Source organism: Streptomyces sp. NPDC126510 (assembly GCF_040302345.1).
Taxonomy (GTDB): Bacteria; Actinomycetota; Actinomycetes; order Streptomycetales; family Streptomycetaceae; genus Streptomyces.
This window is the reverse complement of the sequence record NZ_JBEORR010000004.1, coordinates 181,086-205,687: the sequence shown is the minus strand read 5'-3', so window position 1 is coordinate 205,687 and position 24,602 is coordinate 181,086. Positions and strand designations below refer to the sequence as shown.

Below are 24,602 nucleotides of genomic sequence, written 5' to 3'. Positions count from 1 at the left end.
GGCCGCCATGCGTTACCGGCTCACGTTCGTCGCGGGAGTCGTCCTGGGTTACGTGCTGGGCACGAGGGCCGGACGCGAGCGCTACGAGCAGTTGAAGAAATCAGCCCGGCAGTTCGCGCAGAACCCCGCCGTGCGCAACACCGCGGAGACGGCGGCCCATCAGGGCCGCGAGTTCGCGGGCAAGGCGTACCACGTGGTGAGCGACAAGGTCGGCGACCGGGTCCCCGACTCGGTGGCGGACCGCGTCCGCCACCTCCGCGACCGAGCCACCCACAACGGCGGCGAGGACGACTGGGGCACGAGCAACACGTGATCTCTTGATGCCGAGCATGTCAGCGCCCCGAGAGGGGCGCGGGGAACGGCGCGATCAACCACGACGGAGCCCGCACCCGAAACCCGGCGACACCCCCCGCGGCGCCCACGGCCCAACCTCAGCGGCGCGTGCGGCAGAATTTTGGCCATGGGGATAGTCGCCGGGTTGGACAGTTCACCCGATTTCACTCGTATCGTCGTCTGTGACACGGACTCCGGAGCCGTGCTCAGGCAGGGATATGCGCCGCATCCGGTGGAGAGCCCCGAGGGCGGCGGCCGGCCGTCGGACGTCGACCCGCAGGCCTGGCTGCTCTCGCTGGGCGAGGCCGCGGGCGGCGGGCTGCTGGAGGGCGTGCAGGCGATCGGCGTCTCCGCGCAGCAGAACGCCGTCGTGCCGCTGGACGCGCAGGGCAACACCGTGCGGCCGGCGATGGTCGGCGGCGACAAGCGGACACAGGTCGCCGCGGCCGATCTGATCGACGCGCTCGGCGGGCGCGAGGCGTGGGCACAGGCGGTGGGCTGTGTGCCGCAGGCCGCCCAGCCGATCACCAAGCTGCGCTGGCTGGCCCGGACCGAGCCGGAGAACGCGCAGCGCACCGCGATCCTCCTGCAGGCGCACGACTGGCTGGTGTGGCAGCTGCTGGGCCGGCCGGTCCGGAGAACCACCGACCGGGGCGGGGCGTCCGGCACCGGCTACTGGTCGGCGGCGACCGGCGGCTACCGGCCCGACCTCGTGGAGCTGGCGCTCGGGCACCAGGTGATGCTGCCGGAGGTGATCGGTCCGGCGGACGCGGCCGGTACGACACCGGAGGGGCTGCTGATCTCCGTGGGGACCGGCGAGACCATGGCGGCGGCGTTCGGTCTCGGCATCGGCCTCGGCGACGCGGTCGTGTCGCTCGGCGCGTCCGGGTCGGTGATGGCCGTGCACCCCGAGGCACTGGTCGACGGGTCCGGCATGATCACCGCGCTCGCGGACGCGACCGGCATGCACCTGCCCGTCGTCACCACGCTGAACGCCGTGCGGACGCTGCGCGGGGCCGCCGAGCTGCTGGGGCTGCCGGATCTGGAGAGCCTGTCCGACCTGGCGATGAAGTCGACGCCGGGGTCGCACGGGCTGGTCCTGCTGCCCTACCTGGAGGGCGAGCGGACACCGAACCTCCCCCACACCGCCGGGACCCTGGCCGGGCTCAGGCGCGAGTCGATGAAGGCGGAGCACCTGGCGCGGGCGGCGTTCGAGGGGATGCTGTGCGGGCTCGCGGACGCGCTGGACGTGCTGCGCGGCCGGGGTGTGGAGGTGCGGCGGGTGTTCCTGCTCGGGCCGGCCGCCGAACTGCCCGCCGTGCAGGCGGCGGCACCGGCGCTGTTCGGGACGCAGGTCGTTGTGCCGCAGCCCGCCGACTACGCGGCGATCGGCGCCGCCCGCCAGGCGGCCTGGGCGCTGGGCGCCTCGCAGGGCACGCTCGACATGCGCAACCCGCCGGCCTGGCAGGGCCCGGTGGCCCAGGTACTGGAGCCCGGGGACGAGCTGGCCGTGGGGCAGGCGGTGCGGCAGCAGTTCGTGGCGGTGCGCGAGCAGACACATCCCGGAGCCCTCTGAAGGGTTTGACCGCCTGTTGGGTTAATTCGGTTGAGGTAACGCGGGTGGAGTGTTCGACGATAGGGGCCAGGGGCAACCACTCGCCCCGTCGTCCACTCCGAGAGAAGCAGCGTGCTCATACGACTCCTGCGGACCTATCTCAGGCCCTACAAGAGACCCATCGCTCTCCTGGTGCTGCTGCAGTTCCTGCAGACCTGCGCCACGCTCTACCTGCCCACGCTGAACGCGGACATCATCGACCAGGGTGTCGTGAACGGCGACACGGGCTACATCCTGGGCTACGGCGGCCTGATGATCGGCATCTCGCTGGTCCAGGTCGTGTGCAACATCGGCGCCGTGTACTACGGGGCCCGTACGGCCTCGGCGCTGGGGCGGGACCTGCGGGCGACCGTGTTCGACCGGGTGCAGTCGTTCTCCGCGCGTGAGGTGGGTCACTTCGGCGCGCCGTCGCTGATCACCCGGACGACGAACGACGTGCAGCAGGTGCAGATGCTGGCGCTGATGACGTTCACGCTGCTGGTGTCGGCGCCGATCATGTGTGTGGGCGGCATCGTGCTGGCACTCGGTCTCGACGTACCGCTGTCCGGGGTGCTGGTGGCGGTCGTGCCGGTGCTGGGCATCTGCGTGACGCTGATCGTGCGCCGGCTGCGGCCGCTGTTCCGGGCGATGCAGACGCGGCTGGACTCGGTGAACCAGGTGCTGCGCGAGCAGATCACCGGCAACCGTGTGATCCGGGCCTTCGTGCGGGACGAATACGAGCAGCAGCGCTTCCGCAAGGCCAACACCGATCTCACCGACTTCGCGCTCGGCACCGGCAACCTGCTCGCGCTGATGTTCCCGATCGTCATGACGGTGGTCAACCTGTCGTCGATCGCCGTGGTGTGGTTCGGAGCGCACCGGATCGACAGCGGCGGGATGCAGATCGGCGACCTGACGGCGTTCCTGGCCTATCTGATGCAGATCGTCATGGCCGTGATGATGGCCACCTTCATGTTCATGATGGTGCCGCGCGCCGAGGTGTGCGCCGAGCGCATCAGCGAGGTGCTGGACACCTCCTCCAGCGTGGTGCCGCCGTCGGCGCCGGTGCGGGAGCTGCGCCGGCACGGGCATCTGGAGATCCGCGGGGCGGGCTTCCGCTATCCGGGCGCCGAGGAGCCGGTGCTGCGGGCGGTGGACCTCGTGGCCCGGCCGGGCGAGACGACCGCCGTCATCGGCTCGACCGGCAGCGGCAAGTCCACCCTGCTCGGGCTGGTGCCGCGACTGTTCGACGCGACCGAGGGGCAGGTGCTCGTCGACGGGGTCGAGGTGGCGGAGATCGACCCGCAGCTGCTCGCGAAGACCGTCGGGATGGTGCCGCAGAAGCCGTATCTGTTCGCGGGGACGGTGGCGACCAACCTGCGCTACGGCAATCCGGACGCCACCGACGAGGAGCTGTGGCACGCACTGGAGGTGGCGCAGGCCAAGGACTTCGTGGAGCGGCTGGAGCACGGTCTCGACTCGCCGATCTCGCAGGGCGGGACGAACGTCTCCGGTGGTCAGCGCCAGCGGCTCGCGATCGCCCGGACGCTGGTGCAGCGGCCCGAGATCTACCTCTTCGACGACTCCTTCTCCGCGCTCGACTACGCCACGGACGCCGCGCTGCGGGCCGCACTCACGCAGGAGACCGCCGAGGCGACCGTGGTGATCGTCGCGCAGCGGGTGGCGACCATCCGGGACGCCGACCGGATCGTCGTCCTCGACGAGGGCCGGGTCGTCGGCACCGGCCGGCACCACGAGCTGATGGCGGACAACGAGACCTACCGGGAGATCGTGCTCTCCCAGCTCACGGAAGCGGAGGCTGCCTGATGGCGGGGCCCATGGGGCGGATGATGGCCGGGGGCGGCCCCGACCAGCGCTCGCTCGACTTCAAGGGGTCGGGCAAACGGCTCGTCGCGCGGTTCCGGCCGGAGCGGGTCACCATCTACGTGCTGCTGCTGTGCGTGGTGCTCAGCGTCGGCCTGAACGTCGTCGGGCCGAAGATCCTCGGCAAGGCGACCGACCTGGTCTTCGCGGGCATCGTCGGGCGGGGCATGCCGGAGGGGGCGAGCAAGGAGCAGGTCCTCGACTCCATGCGGCAGCGCGGGGACGGAGACGCCGCCGACATGCTGCGCAGCACCGACTTCACCCCGGGCGAGGGCATCGACTTCACGGCCGTCGGGCATGTGCTGCTGCTCGCACTGGGCGTGTTCACGGTGGCCGGGCTGCTGATGGCGGTGGCGACGCGGCTGGTGAACCGGGCCGTGAACCGGACCATGTTCCGGATGCGGGAGGACGTGCAGACGAAGCTGTCGCGGCTGCCGCTTTCGTACTTCGACCAGCGCCAGCGCGGTGAGGTGCTGTCCCGCGCGACGAACGACATCGACAACATCGGGCAGACCCTCCAGCAGTCGATGGGGCAGCTCATCAACTCGGTGCTGACCATCATCGGCGTGCTCGCGATGATGTTCTACGTCTCCTGGATCCTGGCGCTGGTCGCGCTGGTGACCGTGCCGCTGTCGTTCGTCGTGGCCACGCGCGTGGGCAAGCGGTCGCAGCCGCACTTCGTGCAGCAGTGGCGCTCGACGGGCAAGCTCAACGCGCACATCGAGGAGATGTACACCGGGCACGCCCTGGTGAAGGTGTTCGGGCGGCAGGAGGAGTCGGCGCAGCAGTTCGCCGAGCAGAACGACGCGCTGTACGAGGCGGGGTTCAAGGCGCAGTTCAACAGCGGGGTCATGCAGCCGCTGATGATGTTCGTGTCGAACCTCAACTACGTGCTGGTGGCGGTGGTCGGCGGACTGCGGGTCGCCTCCGGCTCGCTGTCGATCGGTGACGTGCAGGCGTTCATCCAGTACTCGCGGCAGTTCTCCATGCCGCTGACGCAGGTCGCGTCCATGGCGAACCTGGTGCAGTCGGGTGTCGCGTCGGCGGAGCGGGTCTTCGAACTGCTCGACGCGGAGGAGCAGGAGGCGGACCCGGTGCCGGGTGTGCGCCCCGAGGAGCTGCGCGGGCAGGTGGCGCTGGAGCACGTGTCGTTCCGCTACGACCCCGACAAGCCGCTCATCGAGGACCTGTCGCTGAAGGTCGAGCCCGGGCACACGGTCGCCATCGTCGGCCCGACCGGCGCCGGCAAGACGACGCTGGTGAATCTGCTGATGCGGTTCTACGACGTCACCGGCGGGCGCATCACCCTCGACGGGGTCGACATCGCGCGGATGTCCCGGGACGAACTGCGGGCCGGTATCGGCATGGTGCTGCAGGACACCTGGCTGTTCGGCGGCACGATCGCGGAGAACATCGCGTACGGCGCCTCCCGGGAGGTCACCCGCGGGGAGATCGAGGAGGCGGCCCGGGCGGCGCACGCGGACCGGTTCGTCCGGACGCTGCCGGACGGGTACGACACCGTGATCGACGACGAGGGCACCGGGGTCAGTGCCGGTGAGAAGCAGCTGATCACCATCGCCCGGGCGTTCCTGTCCGACCCGGTGATCCTGGTGCTGGACGAGGCGACGAGCTCGGTCGACACGCGTACCGAGGTGCTCATTCAGAAGGCCATGGCGAAACTGGCGCACGGGCGTACGTCGTTCGTCATCGCCCACCGGCTGTCGACGATCCGGGACGCGGACACGATCCTGGTGATGGAGAACGGGTCGATCGTCGAGCAGGGCACGCACGAGGAGCTGCTCGCGGCGGGTGGTGCCTATGCGCGGCTGTACAAGGCGCAGTTCGCGCAGGCGGTGGCCGAGGTGGACTGAGTCGCGTCCGGGGGTGCCGAGTGGTGTCGTGGGGCGGCTGCGGGCCCGTCGTGGCTGGTCGCGCAGTTCCCCGCGCCCCTTGGGGACGTGCAGTCGGCGCCCCGTCAGGGGCGCGGGGAACTGCGCGAACCGCCCCCACCGGACCCGCGCTCGGCATCAGTCCAGATAGCCCCTCAGCTGGTCCGCAAAGGCGTGGTCCCTCAGCTTGTTGAGGGTCTTCGACTCGATCTGCCTTATGCGCTCCCTGGTCACACCGAAGATCCTGCCTATCTCCTCCAGCGTGCGGGGGCGACCGTCCGCCAGCCCGTAGCGGAGTTGGACCACCTTCCGCTCCCGCTCCCCCAGGGTCGACAGAACCGCCTCCAGGTGCTCCCTGAGCAGCAGGAACGCCGCCGACTCCACCGGTGACGCCGCGTCGCCGTCCTCGATGAGGTCGCCGAGGGCGACGTCGTCCTCCTCGCCGACGGGCGCGTGCAGCGACACCGGCTCCTGGGCGAGGCGCAGGACCTCGCTGACCCGCTCCGGCTGCAGGTCCAGGTGAGCCGCGACCTCCTCGGGCGTCGGCTCGTAGCCCCGCTCCTGGAGCATGCGGCGCTGGACGCGGACGACCCGGTTGATGAGCTCCACGACGTGGACCGGGACCCGTATCGTGCGGGCCTGGTCGGCCAGGGCGCGGGACATGGCCTGGCGGATCCACCACGTGGCGTACGTGGAGAACTTGTAGCCGCGGGCGTAGTCGAACTTCTCGACCGCCCTGATCAGGCCGAGGTTGCCCTCCTGGACGAGGTCGAGCATCGTCAGGCCGCGGCCGACGTAGCGCTTGGCGACCGAGACGACCAGGCGCAGGTTCGCCTCGATCAGGCGGCGCTTGGCCATGCGGCCCATGACGACGAGCCGGTCCAGGTCGAGGGCGAGCTGGCTGTCCAGGTCGGGGGTGAGCCGCAGCTTCTCCTCCGCGAACAGGCCGGCCTCCACGCGGCGGGCGAGTTCGACCTCCTCGGCGGCGGTGAGCAGGGGGATGCGGCCGATCTCCCGCAGGTACTGGCGGAACAGGTCCGAGGAAGGGCTGCCGGACTCGGCGCGGGCCGGGGTCGGTACGACGACTTCGGCAGGCTCGGCCGCCTCGACGGCCTCGGCGGGCGGCTCCTCCGGCTCCTCCGGCTCCGGATCCGACTCGGGGTGGTGCACGGCGCGGCTCTGCGCCGGGACCCCTGACAGGGCGTCGGCCTCCGCGTCCGGCGCGGCACCGTCGGCGCCGGGGGCGGCACCGGCGTCGGTCTGGGCGAGGGTCTGGGTCTGCACGGGGGCGACCTCCAGGATGATCGCTGCCAAGGAGTACGGCAGCGGTACTTCGGGGGCGGAGTCGGCCTCGCCGCTTTCCGTCCCGCACGCGATGAGCGGAACCGCGGGGGTCTGGGACCCGTGGGTGACGGATCGGCCGCGCTCCGAGGACTCAGGCACCGGAACCCAGTGTGGGGTAAGACACATCGTCGCCACGAGGGGCGTGCGATGACTTTTTGTTTCCGGTCCGTGACCACGCGATCGCGCCTCGTGGGAAACCCGGATGCCTCGCGCGCCACTGGTCTGCGACGATCACCCGATGTCCGCTTCCCTGTACGAGTCGCATGTGACGGTCCGCTCCGCCGGCCCCGACGAGCTCGCCCGGCTGCGCCGCTGGGCGGCGGCGGGCGGGTTCAAGCTCACGCACATCGTGCTGGCCAGGGGCCGGATGCGCGACCAGCCGATGCTCACCCTGTCCGGTTCGCCGTCGTACGCCTGCGAATCGGCGCGCGTGCGGGACGTGGCCGCGCGTCTGCGGGCGGACGGTTTCGATCCGGTGCGCGTGAAGGTCGAGTCGTCGCCCTGGGCGCCGGAGGTGCCGCGCCGGCCATGCGACGACGGGCGCTACTTCGAGCACCATGTGAAGCTGCGGCTCACCGCGGGCGCGGACCTGGCTTCTCTCGCGGCGCGCGTGGTGCCGCACGGCGCCCATCTGTCGTGGAACGCCCGGCGGGTGCGGGGCGAGCACCACGAGCGGTTCGTGACCCAGCGCTGCCACGCGGTGGACGCCGAGGGCGCGGGCCGGGCCCTGGAGCGGCTGCTGACCGAGCTGCGCGGCTGTGAAGTGCTGGGCGTGGAGCGGGAGTTCGTGCTGCACGACAGTGATGTGTCGGTGGACGACGGATGGCTCGGTGAGCCGGTGGGGGTATCGGAATGAAACAGTCGTGGGAGGGCTTCGGATGGGCGAGCACGGAGATTCCCCGGGAGCCGCTGGACGACGCCACCCGCAGGGCGGAACACCTTCCGAGGACGCTGCGTCCGGTGCCGGGGGACGACGTGGTGCAGCGCCCGGTGTTCGAGCCGGCACTGAAGCACCTCCACAACGCCTACCGCGCCACCGACCCGAGCTTCGCCGACCCGGAGCGGGGCGAGGCCTGGCGGGCGGCCCGCCGGCGGGCGCTGCACTTGGTGCTGGCCGCGATCAGCGGCTCGGAGTGGGTGGACTCACTGGTGCTGCGGGGCAGCGTGCTGATGTCGGCGTGGTTCGGGGAGGCCGCGCGCGAGCCCGGTGACCTGGACTTCGTCGTCGTGCCGCACACCTGGCGGATGGAGGACGGCCGGACGGACCGGATGCTGTCCGGGATCGCGGCGGCGGCGCAGGAGCTGGCCGAGGTGCGGGGGCCGGAGGTCGGGATCTCGGCGCGCGGCGCGGTGGTCGAGGACATCTGGACCTACGACCGCGTGCCCGGCCGGCGCATGGTGCTCCCCTGGGGCGCGCCCGGCCTGCCCGGCGGCCACGTCCAGCTGGACTTCGTCTTCAACGAGCGGCTGCCCGAGGAACCCGAGCCGGTCGAGCTGCCGGGCGGTGCGCTCGTCCAGGCGGCGACGCCGCAGCTGTCGCTGGCGTGGAAGCTGATGTGGGTGATCAACGACGCGCACGTCCAGGGCAAGGACCTGTACGACGCGGTCCTGCTGGCCGAGCGGTACCCGCTGCGCCGCGAGCTGCTGCACGACGTGTTCCGGCTGTCGGGCGAGTGGCCCTATCCCTACCAGGAGGAGATCCTGCTGGAGCACGTGGTGCAGGCGGTCGGGTACGTGGAGTGGAACCACTTCGTCACCGAGTACCCGCGGTTCAGGGACGAGGAGGGGGAGTTCGCCGAGCGGCTGGTGCGCGCGGTCACGCCGGCCTTCGAGGGGGCCGGGAGCTGACCCGGGTCAGAGCGCGGCGGCGCCGTGTTGCCGGAGGGTCTGGTCGTACTGCTGGAGGACCCACAGTTCGTTCTGCACGGCGGCGAGCTCGGCCGGGTCGCCGTGGGTTCCCAGGCGGGTGAGCCGGCTCGTGATGTCGCGGATGCGGCGCTCCACGGCCCGGCGGCGGACCGTCACCAACTGGGCTCCCGCGTACACCTCGTCGGCCCCCTTCACGCCCTTGTGCAGCAAGATCGCCTCGACGGCGAGCTCCGTCACCATCGCGCGGACCGCGTCGTCCGGGGCGGCCTCGCGAACCCTGACCAGGTAGTCCTGGGGGTCTGCGACGCCCTGTTCGGCGCCGCCCGCGTCCTGGATGGCCAGGCGGACGGCGGCGTAGGGCGGGGCGGTGAACTCGTCCACCCCGTACGCGTCGAAGGCCGGGGAGACCAGCTCGGGGCGCTGCAGGGCGAGTTTGAGAAGCTCCCGCTCGGTGGCGAAGACGGGGTTGCGGAGGTTCAGGGCGGGGCCGCGGGGGGCGGCGGGCCCGGGCGGGCCGGCGTACTGCTGACCCTGGTGGTGCCGCTCCGGGGCCGGGCCCTTGCCGCCGCGGTCGCGGGCCCAGCGGGCCAGCTGGGCCACGCGCTTGACCACGAACTGGGTGTCGAGGATGCCGAGCATGCCGGCGAGCTGGACGGCGACCTCGTGCTGGGCGCCGCTGTTCTTGATGCGGGCGACGATCGGGGCGGCCTCGTCCAGCGCGGAGGCGCGGCCCGCCGGGGTGTCGAGGTCGTAGCGGCTCACGATCTGGCGCAGCGCGAACTCGAAGAGGGGGGTGCGGGGCTCGACGAGGTCGGCGACGGCCTCGTCGCCCTTGACCAGGCGCAGGTCGCAGGGGTCCATGCCGTCCGGGGCGATGGCGATGTACGTCTCGGCGGCGAACTTCTGGTCGTCCTCGAAGGCACGCAGGGCGGCCTTCTGGCCGGCGGCGTCGCCGTCGAAGGTGAAGATGACCCGGGCCGAGCCGTTGTCCATGAGCAGCCGGCGGAGGATCTTGATGTGCTCGCCGCCGAAGGCGGTGCCGCAGGTGGCGATGGCGGTCGTCACACCGGCGAGGTGGCAGGCCATGACGTCGGTGTAGCCCTCGACGACGACCGCGCGGGACGCCTTGGCGATGTCCTTCTTCGCCAGGTCGATGCCGTAGAGGACCTGGGACTTCTTGTAGATCGCCGTGTCGGGCGTGTTCAGGTACTTCGGGCCGTTGTCCGCCTCGTAGAGCTTGCGGGCGCCGAAGCCGACGACGTCGCCGCCGATGTCGCGGATGGGCCACATCAGGCGTCCGCGGAAGCGGTCGATGGGGCCGCGGCGGCCCTCCTGGGAGAGGCCGGAGAGGATCAGCTCCTTGTCGGTGAAGCCCTTGCCGCGCAGGAAGCGCGTGAGGTGGTCCCAGCCCTGGGGGCTGTAGCCGACGGAGAAGTGCTGGGCGGCGGCCTGGTCGAAGCCGCGATCGGCGAGGAACTGGCGGCCGGCGTCGGCCTCCGGGCTGGTGGCGAGCTGTTCCACGTACCAGTCGGCGGCGATCTTGTGGGCCTCCACCAGGCGGATCCGCTCGCCGCGCTGGTGGGAGGGGTTGTAGCCGCCCTCCTCGTAGCGCAGGGTGATGCCCGCCTGGCCGGCCAGGCGTTCGACCGCCTCCGAGAAGGAGAGGTGGTCGATCTTCATCACGAACGTGATGGTGTCGCCGCCCTCCTGGCAGCCGAAGCAGTGGAAGAACCCCTTGCTCGGGCTGACCTGGAAGGACGGGGACTTCTCGTCGTGGAACGGGCACAGACCCTTGAGGTTCCCACCGCCCGCGTTGCGCAGCTGGAGGTACTCGGACACCACGGCGTCGATCGGGACCGCGTCCCGTACCGCCTTCACGTCCTCGTCGTTGATCCGTCCTGCCACGCGTGAAGTCTACGGTGGCGGACCGACACCCCTGACAGCCCCGGCGGCTATGAGGCGAGGCTGTCCAGCGGCACGTGCGGGTCCGCCAGGGACTCCGTGTTCACCCTCGCCTTGGAGCGGATCAGGCGCTGGATCTTGTCCGTGACGTCCCACACGTTCACGTTCATCCCGGCCAGCACCCGGCCGTCCTTCACCCAGAACGCGATGAACTCGCGCTTGCCGGCGTCCCCGCGGATCACCACCTGGTCGTAAGAGCCCGCGGGCGCCCAGCCGGAGTACTCCATCCCCAGGTCGTACTGGTCGGAGAAGAAGTAGGGCACCCGGTCGTACGTCACTTCCCTGCCCAGCATGGAGCGCGCGGCCGCCGGGCCGCCGTTGAGCGCGTTGGCCCAGTGCTCCACCCGCAGGCTCGTGGCGAACAGGGCGTGGTGGAAGGAGGCCGCGTCGCCGGCCGCGTAGATGTCGGGGTCGGAGGTGCGCAGCCGCTCGTCGACCACGATGCCGCCGCCCCGCGCCCGGTCGGCGATCTCCAGCCCGGCCGCCTCCGCGAGAGCGACCCGGGGGGCCGCGCCGATCGCCGCCAGCACGTCGTGCGCCGGGTGCTCCTCGCCGTCGTCGGTGCGGGCCGCGAGGACCATGCCGTCCTGGCCGACGATCTCCGTCAGCCGCCGGCCGAAGTGGAAACGCACCCCGTGCTCGCGGTGCAGCTCGGCGAAGAGCCCCCCGAGCTCCGGTCCCAGCACGCCGTGCAGCGGGGTCGGCCCGTGCTCGACGACCGTGACCTCGGCGCCGTACTCGCGGGCCGCCGCCGCGACCTCCAGGCCGATCCAGCCGGCACCGGCGATGACAAGGTGTCCGTTGTCCCGGCCGAGGTTGGTCAGGACCTGTTTGAGGCGCTCGGAGTGGGCGAGGCGGCGCAGATGGTGCACGCCGGCCAGGTCCGTGCCCGGGACGTCCAGGCGGCGGGGCTCGGCGCCGGTCGCCAGGAGCAGCTTGTCGTAGCGGACGACGGTGCCGTCCTCGCCGAAGCGGACCGTCTTGGCCGTGCGGTCGATCGCGTCGACGGTCTGGCCGAGGTGGAGCTCGATGTCGTGGGCCGCGTACCAGGCCGGTTCGTGCACGAAGACGCTGTCCCGTTCCTCCTTGCCGAGGAGGTAGCCCTTGGACAGGGGCGGACGCTCGTAGGGGTGGTCGCGTTCGTCGCAGATCAGTATCACGCGGCCGGTGAAGCCCTCCGCCCGGAGCGTCTCGGCCGCCTTCGCGCCGGCCAGGCCGCCTCCGACGATGACGAATGTCTGATCCGCGTCGACCACTTGGTGCCTCCTCGTCAGGGTGTCGCCACTTGCGAGCGTCCCGCACGGAGCGTGATGCGGGAAGAGGGAGTGACCCGATCAGGCCACGGAGGGTCACATTCGGGGATGCTCGCGTCCCGCCCGTCGCGTCAGTCTCATCCCTGCCCCGTCAGACGGGCGTGAAGCGAACGGGCGGAGGTGTCGGTGAGGGAGGCGATCTGGTCGACGATCACCCGCTTGCGCGCCCGGTCGCCCTCCGCCCGGTCGAACAGAGCGCGGAACTGCGGGTCCAGCCCGTCCGGGGCGCGGGCGGTGAGCGCCTCGGCCAGTTCGGCGACGACGATCCGCTGGTCGGCGCGCAGCCGCTCCTGCTCGGCGCGCTGCATGACGTACAGGTCGGCGACGGCCTTGAGGACGGCGCACTCCATCCGGGTCTCGCGCGGGACGACGAGCTCGGCGGCGTACCGGGTGAGCCGTCCGGCGCCGTACGCCGTGCGGGTGGCGGTCTCGGCGGCCAGGCAGAAGCGGCCGATGAGCTGGCTGGTGGCGTCCTTCAGGCGGGCCTGGGCGACGGCGGTGCCGTCGTAGCCGTGCGGCCACCACTCCTGGGCGAGGAGCCGGTCCAGGGCCTCGGCCAGCTCGGCGGGGTCGGTGCCGGCGGGGACGTACCGGCCGAGGGCGACCTGGAAGACGTCCCGGCGTTCGGGGTCGGCGTGCAGGCAGTTCGGGTCGATGTGGCCGGCGTGCAGGCCGTCCTCCACGTCGTGCACCGAGTAGGCCACGTCGTCGGACCAGTCCATGACCTGCGCCTCGAAGCAGGTGCGGGTGCCGGGGGCGTCCTTGCGGAGCCAGTCGAAGACGGGGCGGTCGTCCTCGTAGACGCCGAACTTGTTCGAGGCCGGGTCGGTGGGGTGGGCCCCGCGGGGCCAGGGGTACTTGGTGGCGGCGTCGAGGGCGGCGCGGGTCAGGTTGAGGCCGACGGAGCGCTCCGGGGTGAACCGTTTGGGCTCGATCCGGGTGAGGAGCCTGAGGGACTGGGCGTTGCCCTCGAAGCCTCCGCAGTCCGACGCGAACTCGTTGAGGGCCTGTTCGCCGTTGTGGCCGAAGGGCGGGTGACCCAGGTCGTGGGAGAGGCAGGCGGCTTCCACGAGGTCGGGGTCGCAGCCGAGGGCCGCGCCGAGTTCGCGGCCGACCTGGGCGCACTCGAGGGAGTGGGTGAGGCGGGTGCGGGGGCTGGCGTCCCAGGCGGGGCCCAGGGTGCCGGGCGTCACCACTTGGGTTTTGCCGGCGAGGCGTCGTAGGGCGGCGGAGTGGAGGACCCTGGCCCTGTCGCGTTGGAAGGCTGTGCGGCCGGGGCGTTTGTCTGGTTCGGGGGCCCAGCGGTCGACTGACGTCGGGTCGTAGGCCGTGGTGTCTGGTGCAGTGCCGTCCATGTGACGACAGTAAGCGCGTCTGCGTGTGCCGGGCTCTGATCTCGGGCGGGTGCGGGTTGTTTCGGGCTGGTCGCGCAGTTCCCCGCGCCCCTTGGGGGCATGTTCCCGCCGGCGATTTCAGGCCGAGGCCAGTACCGGTTCGGCCGCCGCCCTCAGTGCTTCGTCGTAGCGGTGGAGGAGGAGCTGGGCCATGGCGGGGTGGGTGCCGAGGGGGGACGCCGCTATCCACGGGGCCGCCTGGGCGCACTCCGTCGCGAAGCGGCCCGGGGCCGTGAAATAGGAAGCCAGGGCTATGTGGCGGCGGCCCCTTGCCAGGAGGGTGCGGACCGCGGTCTGGACCGTGGGGGTGGCGGCCGAGGCGTAGGCCGGGATGACCGGGACGCCGAGGCGGGTCGCCAGGAGGTGGGCCGTGCGGCCCGTGTCCGTCCTCGCGTCCGGGTCGCGTGAGCCCGCTGCGGCGAGGACGACCGCGCTGGTGCGGTGGGGGGTCCCGCCCCAGCCGGCTTCCGTGAGGCGGGCCTGGAGGGCGTCGACCAGGAGCGGGTGGGGACCCAGAGGGGCGGCCAGGTGGGTGCGGGCCCGGGAGGCGGCGGCCATCTCGGGGATGTCCTGTTTGACGTGGTAGCCGCGGCTGAGGAGGAGGGGGACGAGGACCGCCTCCGCGTCCCCGAGGGCCGCGAGGGTGTCGGGGAGCAGGGGGGCGTTGAGTTCGATGTGGCCCAGGTGCACGGGCACGTCGGGGCGCAGGGCGCGGACCCGGTCGAGGAGTGCGCTCACGGTGCTCAGCGCGCGGGGGTCGCGGCTGCCGTGGGCCACGACCACGAGGGCGGGCGGGGCCGGGCGGCGCGTGGCGGGCGGCGGGACGAGGCTGAGCTGACTGGGCATGCACCGATGGTGGCGGCGGCGCGTTGCCTTCCCGTTGCATGGGCGTCACGGGTGTTTTCCAGCGGTTCACCATGCGGGACATGATTGTGTGAGGTGCCCTGACCTGCGGTTTCCGTGAATGGAGTGAAGCTGATCACGCGGCTGCGGATGAACCGGGCGGCCCAGGAGGACGTCCCTGACTGTCGAGGGGCCGACCTGGGGAGGGACCCGTCCGATGCCTCGTGTGACGTTCCGAAGACCGCGGCTGCCGCGTACCCGGCGGGGGCAGCGGCGGCTGGTGCAGGCCGTGATGGCCGGGTGTGTGCTGGCGCTGCTTCCGGCGACCTGGATGTACGCCGTGGCGGGTGACCGGCTGCGTACGGTGGCGGATGTGCCGCGTAGCGATGTGGCGGTGGTGTTCGGTGCCGGGCTGTGGGCGGGCGAGCCCTCGCCGTATCTCGCGCACCGGCTCGACGCCGCCGCGAAGCTGTACCGGGAGGGGCGCGTCGAGGTGGTGCTCGTCACCGGGGACAACAGCCGGGAGGACTACGACGAGCCGGACGCGATGCGCGCGTACCTGACGCGGCACGGGGTGCCCGACGGGCGGATCGTCAGCGACTACGCGGGGTTCGACACCTGGGACTCCTGCGTGCGCGCGAAGAAGATCTTCGGGGTGGACCATGCCGTGCTGATCAGTCAGGGCTTCCACATCCGGCGGGCGGTGGCGCTGTGCGAGGCGGCGGGGGTCTCCTCGTACGGGGTCGGGGTGGACGCCGTACACGACGCGACCTGGTACTACGGGGGCACCCGGGAGATCTTCGCCGCGGGCAAGGCGGCGCTGGACGCGGTGTTCCGTCCGGATCCGCGGTTCCTCGGGCCACGGGAGCCGGGTGTGGAGCGGGCGCTGGCGACGGCCGGAGATCCTCGCGGGTGACGCGGCCGGGGGCGGGCGCCCCCGGCCGGTCGGTGGGTGTCAGGGTCCGTGTCGGGGTCCGCGTCAGTGTCCGTGGAAGCGCGGGGGGCGCTTCTCCAGGAACGCCGTCATGCCCTCCTTCTGGTCGTGGGTGGCGAACAAGGCGTGGAAGGCGCGGCGTTCGAAGCGGATTCCGTCGCGCAGACCGGTTTCGAGGGCCCGGTCGACGCACTCGCGGGCCGCCCTGACCGCCGCGCCGCCGTACGAGGCGATCGCCGCCGCCGCTTCGAGGGCCTCGGGCAGGACGCGGTCGTCCGGGACCACGCGGGAGACGAGACCGCAGCGTCCAGCCTCCCGCGCGTCCATGGTGCGGCCGGTGAGGACCAGGTCCATGGCCGTGGCCCTGCCGACGAGCCGGGTCAGCCGCTGGGTGCCGCCGATGCCGGGGATCACGCCGAGCTTGATCTCGGGCTGGCCGAAGACCGCCGACTCCCCCGCGACGACCAGGTCGCACATCATCGCGAGCTCGCAACCACCGCCGAGAGCATGTCCGTTGACAGCGGCGATCTTCGGGGTGCGGAGGTCGGCGAAGTCCTCCCATGCGGCGAAGTAGTCCTCGGCGGCCATGTCGACGGCCGACCTCCCCGCCATCTCCCTGATGTCGGCGCCCGCCGCGAAGACCGTGTCCGAGCCGGTGACGACGAAGCAGCCGGTATCCGGGTCCGAGTCCAACGGCCGTAGGAGGTCGAGGAGTTCGGCGAGGAGCTCACTGCTGAGCGCGTTGCGGACATGCGGGCGGTGCAGGCGCACGGTCACCACACGGCCGTGCCGTTCGACCTTCAGATGGTTCATCATCCGTCTCCTTCCGGGAGATCACATGTGCGGTCACGAGTCCCAGATCGCGCCGTACGCCGGGATGCCCCGCCGTTCCAGGCCGTGGACCACCTGCCAGGTCAGCTTCTTGTTGGAGATGCAGATGACCGCCTCGGCGCCGAAGTCCCGGCAGGCCTCGTGGGCGAGGCGCACCATGTCGGGCTTGCCGTGCCGGGAGGTGTCCCAGATCCGGGCGTCCGGCTGGACGGCGAGGATCTCGTCGACCAGGGCGTCGCCGTAGGTCGCGCGGGGGTCGCGGGTCGCCCAGACCAGCCGGGAGGGCACCTGGGCGGCGAGCAGGTGGGGCAGGCAGGGGCCGATGCCGCTGCCGGTGGCGACGTAGACGACCTTGGTGAACAGGACCTCGATGTTGGCGACGCCGGCCGTGGTGATGCCCTTGACCCACACCTGCCGGGGCAGGTCGTCGATGAAGGAGCCGGTCCAGTCGCCGGCCCGGGAGATCGTGAGCCGGAAGCCGGACTCGCCGGGAGCGGGAACGTTGGCGAAGGAGTGCCATTCCTTCAGCGGGCTGCGGCTGATCGCGGTGGAGGAGCCCGCGAAGGGGGTCTCGCCGTGGTCGAAGCGGGCCAGCACGACGTGCGAGGAGGGGCGTTCGAGGTGAACGTCCACCTTGCGCAGCCGCAGCCAGGGCAGGGCGACGCTGAAGGTGACCACCGCGAGTACGCCGACCTGCCACGGGCCGGGTGCGGACAGCAGTGTGTGCGTCCAGAACAGGGCCAGGGCCGCCCAGCCGCCGAAGCGGTGGATCTTCTCGAAGTGGTCGTGCCGGCGGGAACGGAAGGGCGGCAGGGCGGTGGTGACGACGAGCGTGAGAAGGGCGATGAGGGTCCAGCCGACGGTCCTGGCGGGGCCGTCGGGTGCCGTGATCGTCGCGGCCAGGAACCAGGCCGTGCCCGCCAGCGCCCCGCCGACGTGCAGTCCGCCGAAGTGGTACACCTTGCCGAGCGTCCAGCGGACCCGCAGCGGCCAGGTGGTCGGCGCCGAAGTCGCCAGCCGGAAGAAGAGGTTGACGACGTACTGCTGGCGTACGACGACGGCGAGGGCGAGGTTGGCGAGGGCCGCGTGCCCGAGGGTGGGGGCGGACAAGGGCCAACCGATCCACCCGAAGGCCGTGTTGGCCAGGAGCACCAGGGCCGCCAGCCGGTTGTAGTGCATCAGGCGGGGGTGCTTGAGCAGCCGGCGGGGGCCGGGCAGGAGCGGCGGGAGTTCGCCGGTGGCCTGCTGGTCGCGGGGCGGGGACGTGGTCATCGCGCCACCGCCACGCGCTCCTCGATCATGTGCAGCAGCGCCTGTTTGTCGACCTTGCCGCGGTCGGTCTCGGGGAGGAGGGCCAGCGGCAGGATCCGCTCCGGGACGCAGTAGTAGGGCAGGGCGTCCGCGACGGCGCGGCGGGCGGCTTCCGGGTCGACGTCCGCGGGGCAGACGAAGGAGACCAGGGTGCGGGCGTCGCGTTTCAGGGTGACGGCCCGGGTGCAGCCGGCCGCGGACTCCAGGACCGAGGAGACGGAGTCCAGTTCGACGCGGAAGCCGCGCACCTTGACCTGGTCGTCGGTCCGGCCGAGGTGCTCCAGCTCGCCGTCGGGGGTCCAGCGGCCGAGGTCACGGGTGCGGAACATGCGCCGGCCGCCGCCGAGGAAGGGGTCGGGGGCGTAGCGCTCGGCGTTGAGGGCGTCGTCGCCGAGGTAGCCGGCGGACACGCAGTCGCCGCCGGCCCACATCTCGCCGGGCTCCCCGACCGGCACGGGACGGCGGTCGGCGTCGAGGACGTAGACGGTGTTGTTGGGGGTGGGGCGGCCGATGGTGAGCAGCGGGGCGGACGGGGCGTGGCGGCTCATCGTGTTGACGATCGTCGTCTCGGTCGGGCCGCAGCCGTTGAAGAAGGCGGCCCGGCGGGCCCAGCGGTCGGCCAGCGGGCGCGGGCAGGGCTCCCCCGCGACGGCGACCGTGCGCACCCGGGGGCAGGCGTCCGGGTCGAGGCCGGACAGCACGGTCGGGGTCGCGATCAGCACGTCGGCGGTGCGGGCCGCGGCGGCGATGTCCTTGCCGCGGATGACGAGGGTCCCGCCGTGGGTGAGGCAGCCGAGGATCTCCCAGGCGGCCATGTCGAAGGCGATGTTGAGGAGCTGGGCGACCCGGTCGCCGGGCCGGACACCGAGGTAGCCCGGGGCGGTGAGCAGGAGGTTGGCGACGTTGCGGTGGGTGACCTTCACGCCGTTGGGGCGGCCGGTGGTGCCGGAGGTGAACAGGACGTAGGCGCCGTCGTCGCCGGTGACGGGGGCGCGCGGGGCCGGGGCGTACGGCAGGGGCTCGTCGAGCGGGAGCAGCAGATGGCCGTCGGGCAGGGGCACGCGATGGGCGTGTCCGGCGACCGCGAGGACGACCCGGGTCCGGGCGGTGCGGATGACGTGGGCGAGCTGGGCGGGAGGTGCGAGGCCGATGTCCTGCGGGACGTAGGCGGCGCCGGCCTTCAGGATGCCGAGCAGGCCGACCAGCATCGGGATCGAGCGGCGGACGAACAGGCCGACGTGGTCGCCGGGGCGGACGCCCTCGCGGACCAGGCGGGCGGCGAGGGCGTCGGCGTACCGGTCGAGTTCGCCGTAGGTGATGCGGGCGCCCTGGTGTTCGGCGGCGACGGCGTGCGGGGTGGCCGTGGCGTGCCGGGTGACGGCGTGGTGCAGGAGCGGGTCGGGGACGGGGACGGTGGGGCCTCGGCCGTACTGCCGGAAGAGGTGCTGGTCGCGGGGGGTCAAGTGGCGCAGAGGCATGATCGGGTGGCCTCCTGGCTGTTTCGAGGTCGGATTGCCACCCGCGGGCCGGCCGCGGGTGGATGCAGCCGTGAGCGGCGGGCATGCCCGGGTGTCGAACGCCGTGCGGAGTCGTGCGAGCGCTGCGCGTAGCGAGAGCGTAGTGCGGCTGATTCAACTCTCAACAAGGCCGGATCGGCCAAGAAAGGAACGCAATGAGCCACATGTGCCGTTTTTCGTCCCATGGGCAACGTCCGTGCCGGTCGGCGACGACGTGAAGGAGGCCGGGCCTGTGCTTCACCAGGCCAGGGGCTCCTGCCTCACGCGGACGTGGCGAGGGCGGGGAGGTTGCCGTCCCGGCCGCGTAACAGGGAACCGTCCCGGGCGTAACACGGCCGACGCACGCTGAATGGCATGCAGAACACCGCGACGCCCACGCACTGCCCGTACTGCGCCCTGCAGTGCGGGATGAACCTGACACCCGCACCGGACGGGACCGTCGAGGTGAGCGAGCGCGCGGACTTCCCGGTGAACCGGGGCGCCCTGTGCGGCAAGGGGCGTACGGCGGCGGCGGTGCTCGCCCGGAACGTGCGTCTGACCTCCCCCTTGGTGCGCGACGAGGGCGGCACGCTGGTGCCCGCCTCCTGGGACGAGGCACTGGACCGGATCGCCGCGGGGCTGGGCCGCACACGCGCGGAGCACGGGCCGGACGCGGTCGGGGTGTTCGGCGGGGGCGGACTGACCAACGAGAAGGCGTACACGCTCGGCAAGTTCGCGCGGGTCGTGCTCGGCACCTCACAGATCGACTACAACGGGCGTTTTTGCATGTCGTCGGCGGCGGCCGCCGGCATCAAGGCGTTCGGGCTCGACCGCGGGCTGCCCTTCCCGCTGGAGGACATCCCGAAGTCCGGCTGCGTGATCCTCGTCGGGTCGAACCTCGCGGAGACCATGCCGCCGTCGCTGCGGTTCTTCACCGAGTTGAAGGAGAACGGCGGCACACTGATCGTCATCGACCCGCGCCGCACGAAGACCGCCGAGCAGGCGGACCTGCACCTGGCGCCCCGGCCGGGCACGGACCTGGCCCTCGCCCTGGGCCTGCTGCACCTGGTGATCGCCGAGGGCCGGGTCGACGAGGAGTACGTCGGGGAACGCACGGCCGGCTGGGAGGACGCCCGGGCCGCCGCGATGGCGCACTGGCCGGAGTACGTGGAGCGGATCACGGGGGTGTCCGTTCCTCAACTCCGCGAAGTCGTACGGCTGTTCTGCGAGCCGGAGTCGGCGATGGTGCTCACCGCCCGGGGGCCCGAGCAGCAGTCCAAGGGCACCGACACGGTGGGCGCGTGGATCAACCTGTGCCTGGCGACCGGCCGGGCGGGCCGCCCGCGGTCCGGGTACGGCTGCCTGACCGGCCAGGGCAACGGGCAGGGCGGGCGTGAACACGGCCAGAAGGCCGACCAGTTGCCGGGCTACCGCAAGCTCGACGACCCGGCGGCCCGGGCGCATGTCGCCGAGGTGTGGGGCGTCGACCCGGACAGCCTGCCCGGGCCGGGGCGCAGCGCGTACGAGCTGCTGGACGCGCTGGGCACCGACATCAGGTCGCTGCTGCTGATGGCGTCCAATCCGGTGGTGTCGGCGCCGCGTGCCGCGCACATCGAGGAGCGCATCAGGTCGCTGGACTTCCTCGCGGTCTGCGATGTGGTGCTGTCGGAGACGGCGGAACTCGCGGACGTGGTCCTGCCGGTCACCCAGTGGGCCGAGGAGACGGGCACGACGACGAACCTGGAGGGCAGGGTGCTGCTGCGGCGCCGGGCGATCACCCCGCCCGAGGGCATCCGCAGCGACCTGGAGGTGCTGCACGAACTCGCCGCCCGCCTGGGCGTGGAGAAGGGCTTCCCGACCGACCCGGAGGAGGTTTTCGAGGAGCTGCGCCGGGCGTCGGCGGGCGGGGCGGCGGACTACTCGGGGATCACGTACCGGAGGCTGGCGGAGGAGAACGGGGTGTTCTGGCCCTGCCCGGCGGAGCCGTCCGACGCGGGCGTGGAAGGCCTTGCCGGCGGGGAGGCACCGGCCGCGCACCCCGGCACGCCCCGCCTCTTCCTCGACCGCTTCGCCACGCCGGACGGCCGGGCCCGCTTCGTCCCCGTCTCGCACCGGGCGACCGCCGAGGAGCCCGACGACGAATACCCCGTGCTGCTGACCACCGGGCGGGTCGTGGCGCAGTACCAGTCCGGGGCGCAGACCCGGCGCGTGGCGGAGCTGAACGCCGCCGCGCCCGGGCCGTTCGTGGAGCTGCACCCGCGGCTGGCGGCCCGGCTCGGAGCCGCCGAGGGGGACCCGGTGGCCGTCGTGTCGCGGCGGGGCCGGGCGGTGGCGCCCGCGCGGATCACGCACGCCATCCGGCCCGACACCGTCTTCATGCCCTTCCACTGGCCGGGCGAGGGCCGCGCCAACACCCTGACCAACCCCGCGCTCGACCCGACCTCCCGGATGCCGGAGTTCAAGGCGTGCGCGGTGCGGCTGGAGGCCGTCGAGCGGTAGGGATCAGCTCACGGCGACGGCCTTCCAGGCCGCCGCGACCGCCTTCTGCTCGGTGCTGTCGGCGCCGTAGAGGTCCTCGGCCGCGCTGAGGGTCGCCGTGCGGGCGTCCGCGTAGTCCGTCGAGGACGTCATGTAGACCGTCAGGGCGCGGTACCAGATCTTGCCCAGGGCGGCCCGGCCGACGCCGTTCACCGTGGAGCCGTCGCAGGTCGGGGAGTTGTAGGCGACACCGCCCAGGGTCTTGGCGCCGCTGCCCTCCGCGAGCAGGTAGGCGAAGTGGTTGCCGACGCCCGAGGAGTAGTGCACGTCGAGGTCACCGAGCTTCGCGTTCCAGCAGTCCGCCGACTTGCCGTCCTTGGACGGCTTGTCCATGTAGCGCAGGGCCTCGCGGCCGAGGCCGGAGCGCACGACCTTCTCCCCGATGAGCCAGTCGCCCCGGTCCTCGGCGTTCTCCGCGTGGAACTCCACCAGCGTGCCGAAGATGTCCGACGTGGCCTCGTTCAGGCCGCCGGACTCGCCCGAGTACGTCAGCGCCGCCGTCTTCGACGTCACGCCGTGCGACATCTCGTGCCCGGCGACGTCCAGCGACACCAGCGGGCCCATCAGCTTGCCGTCGCCGTCGCCGTAGGTCATGCAGAAGCAGTTGTCGTCCCAGAAGGCGTTGTTGTAGTCCTTGCCGTAGTGGACACGGTTGAAGGAGCCCTTGCCGTCTCCGGCGATGCCGTCGCGGCCGTGGACCTTCTTGTAGTAGTCCCAGGTGACGTCGGTGCCGTACTGGGCGTCCACCGCGACCGTGGACCGGTCGGCGGTCGCGCCCGTCCCCCACTGGTTGTCGGCGTCCGTGAAGAGCGTGGCGGGGGCGCGGGTCAGGCAGACGGTCAGTAGGCACTTGTCCGTCTTGTTCTCGGCGTCGCCGGTGTAGGTTCCGCCCCGCGTGGCGTCCTTCAGCTGGTACGACGAGCCGGACGCGGTCGTCTCCAGCGGGACCGTGCCGCCGTAGAGGGACTTGCCGTCGCCCGACGCCGACTCCATGGAGTCCCAGGCGTCGATCCGGTCGCCGGTCGTCGCGTCGGTCAGCACCGTGCGCCCGACCGGGTTGCCGAGTTCGTCGTGCGCCACCGCGTCGGTCTGCCAGGCCAGCTTCGGAGCGCCGTGCAGGGCGTCGACGACCAGCCGGGGCTTGGCGGTGAGCTTCTTCAGGGTCTCGCCGAGGTGCGCGGCGCGCAGCAGGTTCGCCGCGAGGTCGGCGGCCTTGGGGGCACTCACCTTCGGGGTGACGCTCGCCAGGGAGAGCGCGGACTTCGTCGCGCGGCTCGTGCCGTGGTAGCTGCCGTCCGGGTTCAGGTGGAGCACGAAGTCGCCGCCGAGCACCGGGAGCCGGTGGTAGGTGCGGTCGTAGCGCACGTGCCGGGTGCCGTCCGTGTCGACGACGACGTCCCGGACCTTCGTCTCCTGGGCCGGGGTGAGGCCCAGGGCTCCGGCCCGGTCCGCGAGCACCGCCTCCGCGTCCTCGATGGCGCCCGACCTGGTCGGCTGGTCGGCCGCGCCGGCGACCGGGGAGAGAACGGCGGCCAGCAGGGCGGTGCTGCCGGTGACGGCCACACCGGCGAGGGTGAGACGGGAACCGCGGACATGACGTATCCGACTCATCGGTCTCCTCATACGGGCGCACCCGGTCGCGTGGGGTCGACCGGGGGCGGCGTTGATGTTGACCGCGAGTTAAGGCGTCACGGACCTGGCATGTCCATAGCCCCGCTGTGGAGGTGTGTGAGGGTGCAGAATCGTTCCTGTGACCCTGCCTTTCTTCGTCTACGGCACCCTCCGTCCGGGGGAGGTCAACCACGGCCTCTTCCTGCGCGGCCGCACCCGCTCCGAGGAGCCGGGCAGGCTCGCGGACGCGGTGCTCTACGAGGGGCCGGGCTATCCGTACGCGGTCGAGGAGCCGGGGGGCGGCACGGTGAGCGGCGAGCTGGTCACCGCGCTGCCCGAGGCGTACGCGGGCCTGCTCGCGGAGCTGGACCGGCTGGAGGAGTACATGCCGGGGGATCCGCGCAGTCTGTACGAGCGCGTCGAGCGGAAGGTCGCGCGGGAGGCCGACGGGGCAGCCGTCAGGGCCTGGGTGTACGTGGCCGCGCCCGCCGTCGCCGCGCGGCTGCGCACCCGGGGGCGGGCGATCGCGGGCGGGAACTGGCGGGCGCGGGTGTGAGAGGTGAGGTGAGAGGAGTCCTGCGCCGGGCTCAGCTCCCGTACGGCCACCTCCTCCGGGCCTCCCGCAACGCACGCCCCCACCAGACCAGTTGATCCAGCATGGTCTTCGCCGCCGCGTCCGGGCCGGACGGGTCGCGCAGGGTACCCCGGTCGTCGAAGGCGGCGCCGGCGTTGTGGAAGGAGACGGTGTCGCGGACCGTCACGGCGTGCAGCTCCGCGAAGACCTGACGGAGGTGCTCCGCGGCACGCAGACCGCCGGACAGGCCACCGTAGGAGACGAGACCGACGGGCTTGGCCTGCCATTCCGTGAAGTGCCAGTCGACGAGGTTCTTCAGACCCGCCGGGAAGGAGTGGTTGTACTCGGGGGTGAGGACCACGAAGGCGTCCGCGCGGGCCAGCTTCGGGGTGACGCCGGACAGCGCGGCGGTCGCCTCGGGGGTCGGTTCGAGGGACATGGGCAACGCGGCCTCGGCGACGTCCACGACCTCGGCGACCAGGTCGTCCCGGTCCCGGATGCGGGCGAGGAGCCAGTCGGCGACGACGGGGCCGAAGCGGCCGTGGCGGTTGCTGCCCACGACCAGGGTCAGGCGGAGCGGGTCGGTCGTGGCAGCGGCTGGGTCGGTGGCGGTTGGATTCATGCGCCCCAGCCTCGTACCTCAACCATTCTTGAGGTCAAGCGCCGACGCGTACATCCGGGTCACCCGTTCACACGCGCACCCCGGGCATTTCCGCGCCCCGCCCGCCGAACGCCCGTGACCTGCCGAAACGGCCGTGACAAGCAGCCGGTTCACCGGCCCCTGACACCCATTCACCCCAATTCTGACGCTCCCTCAGCAAGCGCGGTCGTCCCGCTGCCCGTTACCTCGAAGGGCAGGCGCACGACCGAACCGCTCGAGGG

The 24,602-nt window shown here is 72.1% G+C and carries 19 protein-coding genes; 9 read left to right on the top strand and 10 right to left on the bottom strand.

Translation table 11 applies throughout. From position 1 onward, the window contains the following. Positions 1-7: 7 nt before the first annotated feature. The 4 genes from ABTX60_RS06690 to ABTX60_RS06675 all read left to right on the top strand — a co-directional run bounded on the left by ABTX60_RS06690 (position 8) and on the right by ABTX60_RS06675 (position 5,682). The gene (locus tag ABTX60_RS06690) at positions 8-313 is read left to right on the top strand and encodes a YtxH domain-containing protein (RefSeq protein ID WP_104780832.1); all 306 of its coding nucleotides are present in this window, start codon (positions 8-10) and stop codon (positions 311-313) included. A 147-nt stretch (positions 314-460) separates the two neighbouring features. Further along, a complete protein-coding gene (locus ABTX60_RS06685) occupies positions 461-1,909 on the top strand; it encodes a xylulokinase (protein ID WP_352095962.1) in 1,449 nt (482 codons plus the stop codon). 111 nt (positions 1,910-2,020) lie between these two features. Continuing rightward, on the top strand, positions 2,021-3,754 hold the full coding sequence (locus tag ABTX60_RS06680; protein ID WP_352095961.1) for an ABC transporter ATP-binding protein: 1,734 nt from the start codon (positions 2,021-2,023) through the stop codon (positions 3,752-3,754). Next, complete coding sequence (locus ABTX60_RS06675; protein ID WP_352095960.1) at positions 3,754-5,682, top strand: ABC transporter ATP-binding protein; 1,929 nt, start codon at positions 3,754-3,756, stop codon at positions 5,680-5,682. The genes ABTX60_RS06680 and ABTX60_RS06675 overlap by 1 nt, the downstream gene beginning before the upstream one ends. A 156-nt stretch (positions 5,683-5,838) precedes the next feature. On the opposite strand, the gene ABTX60_RS06670 is transcribed toward ABTX60_RS06675, so the two are convergent. Then, a complete protein-coding gene (locus ABTX60_RS06670; RefSeq protein ID WP_352095959.1) occupies positions 5,839-7,143 on the bottom strand; it encodes an RNA polymerase sigma factor in 1,305 nt (434 codons plus the stop codon). 139 nt (positions 7,144-7,282) lie between these two features. Here ABTX60_RS06670 and ABTX60_RS06665 point away from each other — a divergent pair, with 139 nt between their 5' ends. Both ABTX60_RS06665 and ABTX60_RS06660 read left to right on the top strand, forming a co-directional pair. Continuing rightward, positions 7,283-7,900, top strand: a complete 618-nt coding sequence (locus ABTX60_RS06665; protein ID WP_352095958.1) for a hypothetical protein — start codon at positions 7,283-7,285, stop codon at positions 7,898-7,900. Next, positions 7,897-8,892 (top strand): nucleotidyl transferase AbiEii/AbiGii toxin family protein, encoded by a 996-nt coding sequence (locus ABTX60_RS06660; protein ID WP_352095957.1) that lies wholly within the window; start codon positions 7,897-7,899, stop codon positions 8,890-8,892. The genes ABTX60_RS06665 and ABTX60_RS06660 overlap by 4 nt, the downstream gene beginning before the upstream one ends. 6 nt (positions 8,893-8,898) lie before the next feature. Here ABTX60_RS06660 and dnaG read toward each other — a convergent pair whose 3' ends face one another. The 4 genes from dnaG to ABTX60_RS06640 form a co-directional block, all read right to left on the bottom strand. Next, positions 8,899-10,818, bottom strand: a complete 1,920-nt coding sequence (gene dnaG / locus ABTX60_RS06655; protein WP_352095956.1) for a DNA primase — start codon at positions 10,816-10,818, stop codon at positions 8,899-8,901. 47 nt (positions 10,819-10,865) lie between these two features. Then, entirely contained in the window at positions 10,866-12,131 is a 1,266-nt protein-coding gene (locus ABTX60_RS06650; RefSeq protein ID WP_352095955.1) for an NAD(P)/FAD-dependent oxidoreductase, read from the bottom strand. Between the two features lie 134 nt (positions 12,132-12,265). Beyond that, positions 12,266-13,543, bottom strand: a complete 1,278-nt coding sequence (locus ABTX60_RS06645) for a deoxyguanosinetriphosphate triphosphohydrolase (RefSeq protein ID WP_352095954.1) — start codon at positions 13,541-13,543, stop codon at positions 12,266-12,268. A gap of 117 nt (positions 13,544-13,660) precedes the next feature. After that, positions 13,661-14,428, bottom strand: coding sequence for a sirohydrochlorin chelatase (locus tag ABTX60_RS06640; RefSeq protein ID WP_352095953.1), 768 nt, complete (start codon positions 14,426-14,428; stop codon positions 13,661-13,663). Between the two features lie 214 nt (positions 14,429-14,642). On the opposite strand from ABTX60_RS06640, the gene ABTX60_RS06635 reads away from it, so the two are divergent. Further along, the gene (locus ABTX60_RS06635; RefSeq protein ID WP_352095952.1) at positions 14,643-15,341 is read left to right on the top strand and encodes a SanA/YdcF family protein; all 699 of its coding nucleotides are present in this window, start codon (positions 14,643-14,645) and stop codon (positions 15,339-15,341) included. 63 nt (positions 15,342-15,404) lie between these two features. Here the strand turns inward: ABTX60_RS06635 and ABTX60_RS06630 are convergent, their stop codons facing one another. The 3 genes from ABTX60_RS06630 to ABTX60_RS06620 are packed head-to-tail and all read right to left on the bottom strand — an operon-like array spanning position 15,405 to position 18,979. Beyond that, complete coding sequence (locus ABTX60_RS06630) at positions 15,405-16,172, bottom strand: enoyl-CoA hydratase-related protein (protein WP_352096170.1); 768 nt, start codon at positions 16,170-16,172, stop codon at positions 15,405-15,407. 33 nt (positions 16,173-16,205) lie between these two features. Next, complete coding sequence (locus tag ABTX60_RS06625; RefSeq protein ID WP_352095951.1) at positions 16,206-17,462, bottom strand: FNR domain-containing protein; 1,257 nt, start codon at positions 17,460-17,462, stop codon at positions 16,206-16,208. Further along, entirely contained in the window at positions 17,459-18,979 is a 1,521-nt protein-coding gene (locus ABTX60_RS06620; RefSeq protein ID WP_352095950.1) for an amino acid adenylation domain-containing protein, read from the bottom strand. Before ABTX60_RS06620 ends, ABTX60_RS06625 begins: the two co-directional genes overlap by 4 nt. A 393-nt stretch (positions 18,980-19,372) precedes the next feature. Between ABTX60_RS06620 and ABTX60_RS06615 the strand changes: the two genes are divergently transcribed. Then, positions 19,373-21,496 (top strand): molybdopterin oxidoreductase family protein, encoded by a 2,124-nt coding sequence (locus tag ABTX60_RS06615; protein ID WP_352095949.1) that lies wholly within the window; start codon positions 19,373-19,375, stop codon positions 21,494-21,496. 3 nt (positions 21,497-21,499) lie between these two features. On the opposite strand, the gene ABTX60_RS06610 is transcribed toward ABTX60_RS06615, so the two are convergent. Then, positions 21,500-23,146, bottom strand: a complete 1,647-nt coding sequence (locus ABTX60_RS06610; protein ID WP_352095948.1) for a M4 family metallopeptidase — start codon at positions 23,144-23,146, stop codon at positions 21,500-21,502. Positions 23,147-23,285: 139 nt separating this feature from the next. Here ABTX60_RS06610 and ABTX60_RS06605 point away from each other — a divergent pair, with 139 nt between their 5' ends. Further along, positions 23,286-23,702 (top strand): gamma-glutamylcyclotransferase family protein, encoded by a 417-nt coding sequence (locus tag ABTX60_RS06605; protein ID WP_352095947.1) that lies wholly within the window; start codon positions 23,286-23,288, stop codon positions 23,700-23,702. 31 nt (positions 23,703-23,733) lie between these two features. Here the strand turns inward: ABTX60_RS06605 and ABTX60_RS06600 are convergent, their stop codons facing one another. Further along, a complete protein-coding gene (locus ABTX60_RS06600; protein ID WP_352095946.1) occupies positions 23,734-24,342 on the bottom strand; it encodes an NADPH-dependent FMN reductase in 609 nt (202 codons plus the stop codon). Positions 24,343-24,602: the final 260 nt, after the last annotated feature.

Bases quoted from the DNA above. Each gene is read 5' to 3' on its own strand.
- ABTX60_RS06610 (WP_352095948.1), bottom strand. From the start codon at position 23,146: ATGAGTCGGATACGTCATGTCCGCGGTTCCCGTCTCACCCTCGCCGGT.
- ABTX60_RS06665 (WP_352095958.1), top strand. From the start codon at position 7,283: ATGTCCGCTTCCCTGTACGAGTCGCATGTGACGGTCCGCTCCGCCGGC.
- ABTX60_RS06625 (WP_352095951.1), bottom strand. From the start codon at position 17,462: ATGACCACGTCCCCGCCCCGCGACCAGCAGGCCACCGGCGAACTCCCG.
- ABTX60_RS06620 (WP_352095950.1), bottom strand. From the start codon at position 18,979: ATGCCTCTGCGCCACTTGACCCCCCGCGACCAGCACCTCTTCCGGCAG.
- ABTX60_RS06635 (WP_352095952.1), top strand. From the start codon at position 14,643: ATGCCTCGTGTGACGTTCCGAAGACCGCGGCTGCCGCGTACCCGGCGG.
- ABTX60_RS06645 (WP_352095954.1), bottom strand. From the start codon at position 13,543: ATGGACGGCACTGCACCAGACACCACGGCCTACGACCCGACGTCAGTC.
- ABTX60_RS06640 (WP_352095953.1), bottom strand. From the start codon at position 14,428: ATGCCCAGTCAGCTCAGCCTCGTCCCGCCGCCCGCCACGCGCCGCCCG.
- ABTX60_RS06600 (WP_352095946.1), bottom strand. From the start codon at position 24,342: ATGAATCCAACCGCCACCGACCCAGCCGCTGCCACGACCGACCCGCTC.
- ABTX60_RS06675 (WP_352095960.1), top strand. From the start codon at position 3,754: ATGGCGGGGCCCATGGGGCGGATGATGGCCGGGGGCGGCCCCGACCAG.
- ABTX60_RS06615 (WP_352095949.1), top strand. From the start codon at position 19,373: ATGCAGAACACCGCGACGCCCACGCACTGCCCGTACTGCGCCCTGCAG.
- ABTX60_RS06630 (WP_352096170.1), bottom strand. From the start codon at position 16,172: ATGAACCATCTGAAGGTCGAACGGCACGGCCGTGTGGTGACCGTGCGC.
- ABTX60_RS06685 (WP_352095962.1), top strand. From the start codon at position 461: ATGGGGATAGTCGCCGGGTTGGACAGTTCACCCGATTTCACTCGTATC.
- ABTX60_RS06660 (WP_352095957.1), top strand. From the start codon at position 7,897: ATGAAACAGTCGTGGGAGGGCTTCGGATGGGCGAGCACGGAGATTCCC.
- ABTX60_RS06690 (WP_104780832.1), top strand. From the start codon at position 8: ATGCGTTACCGGCTCACGTTCGTCGCGGGAGTCGTCCTGGGTTACGTG.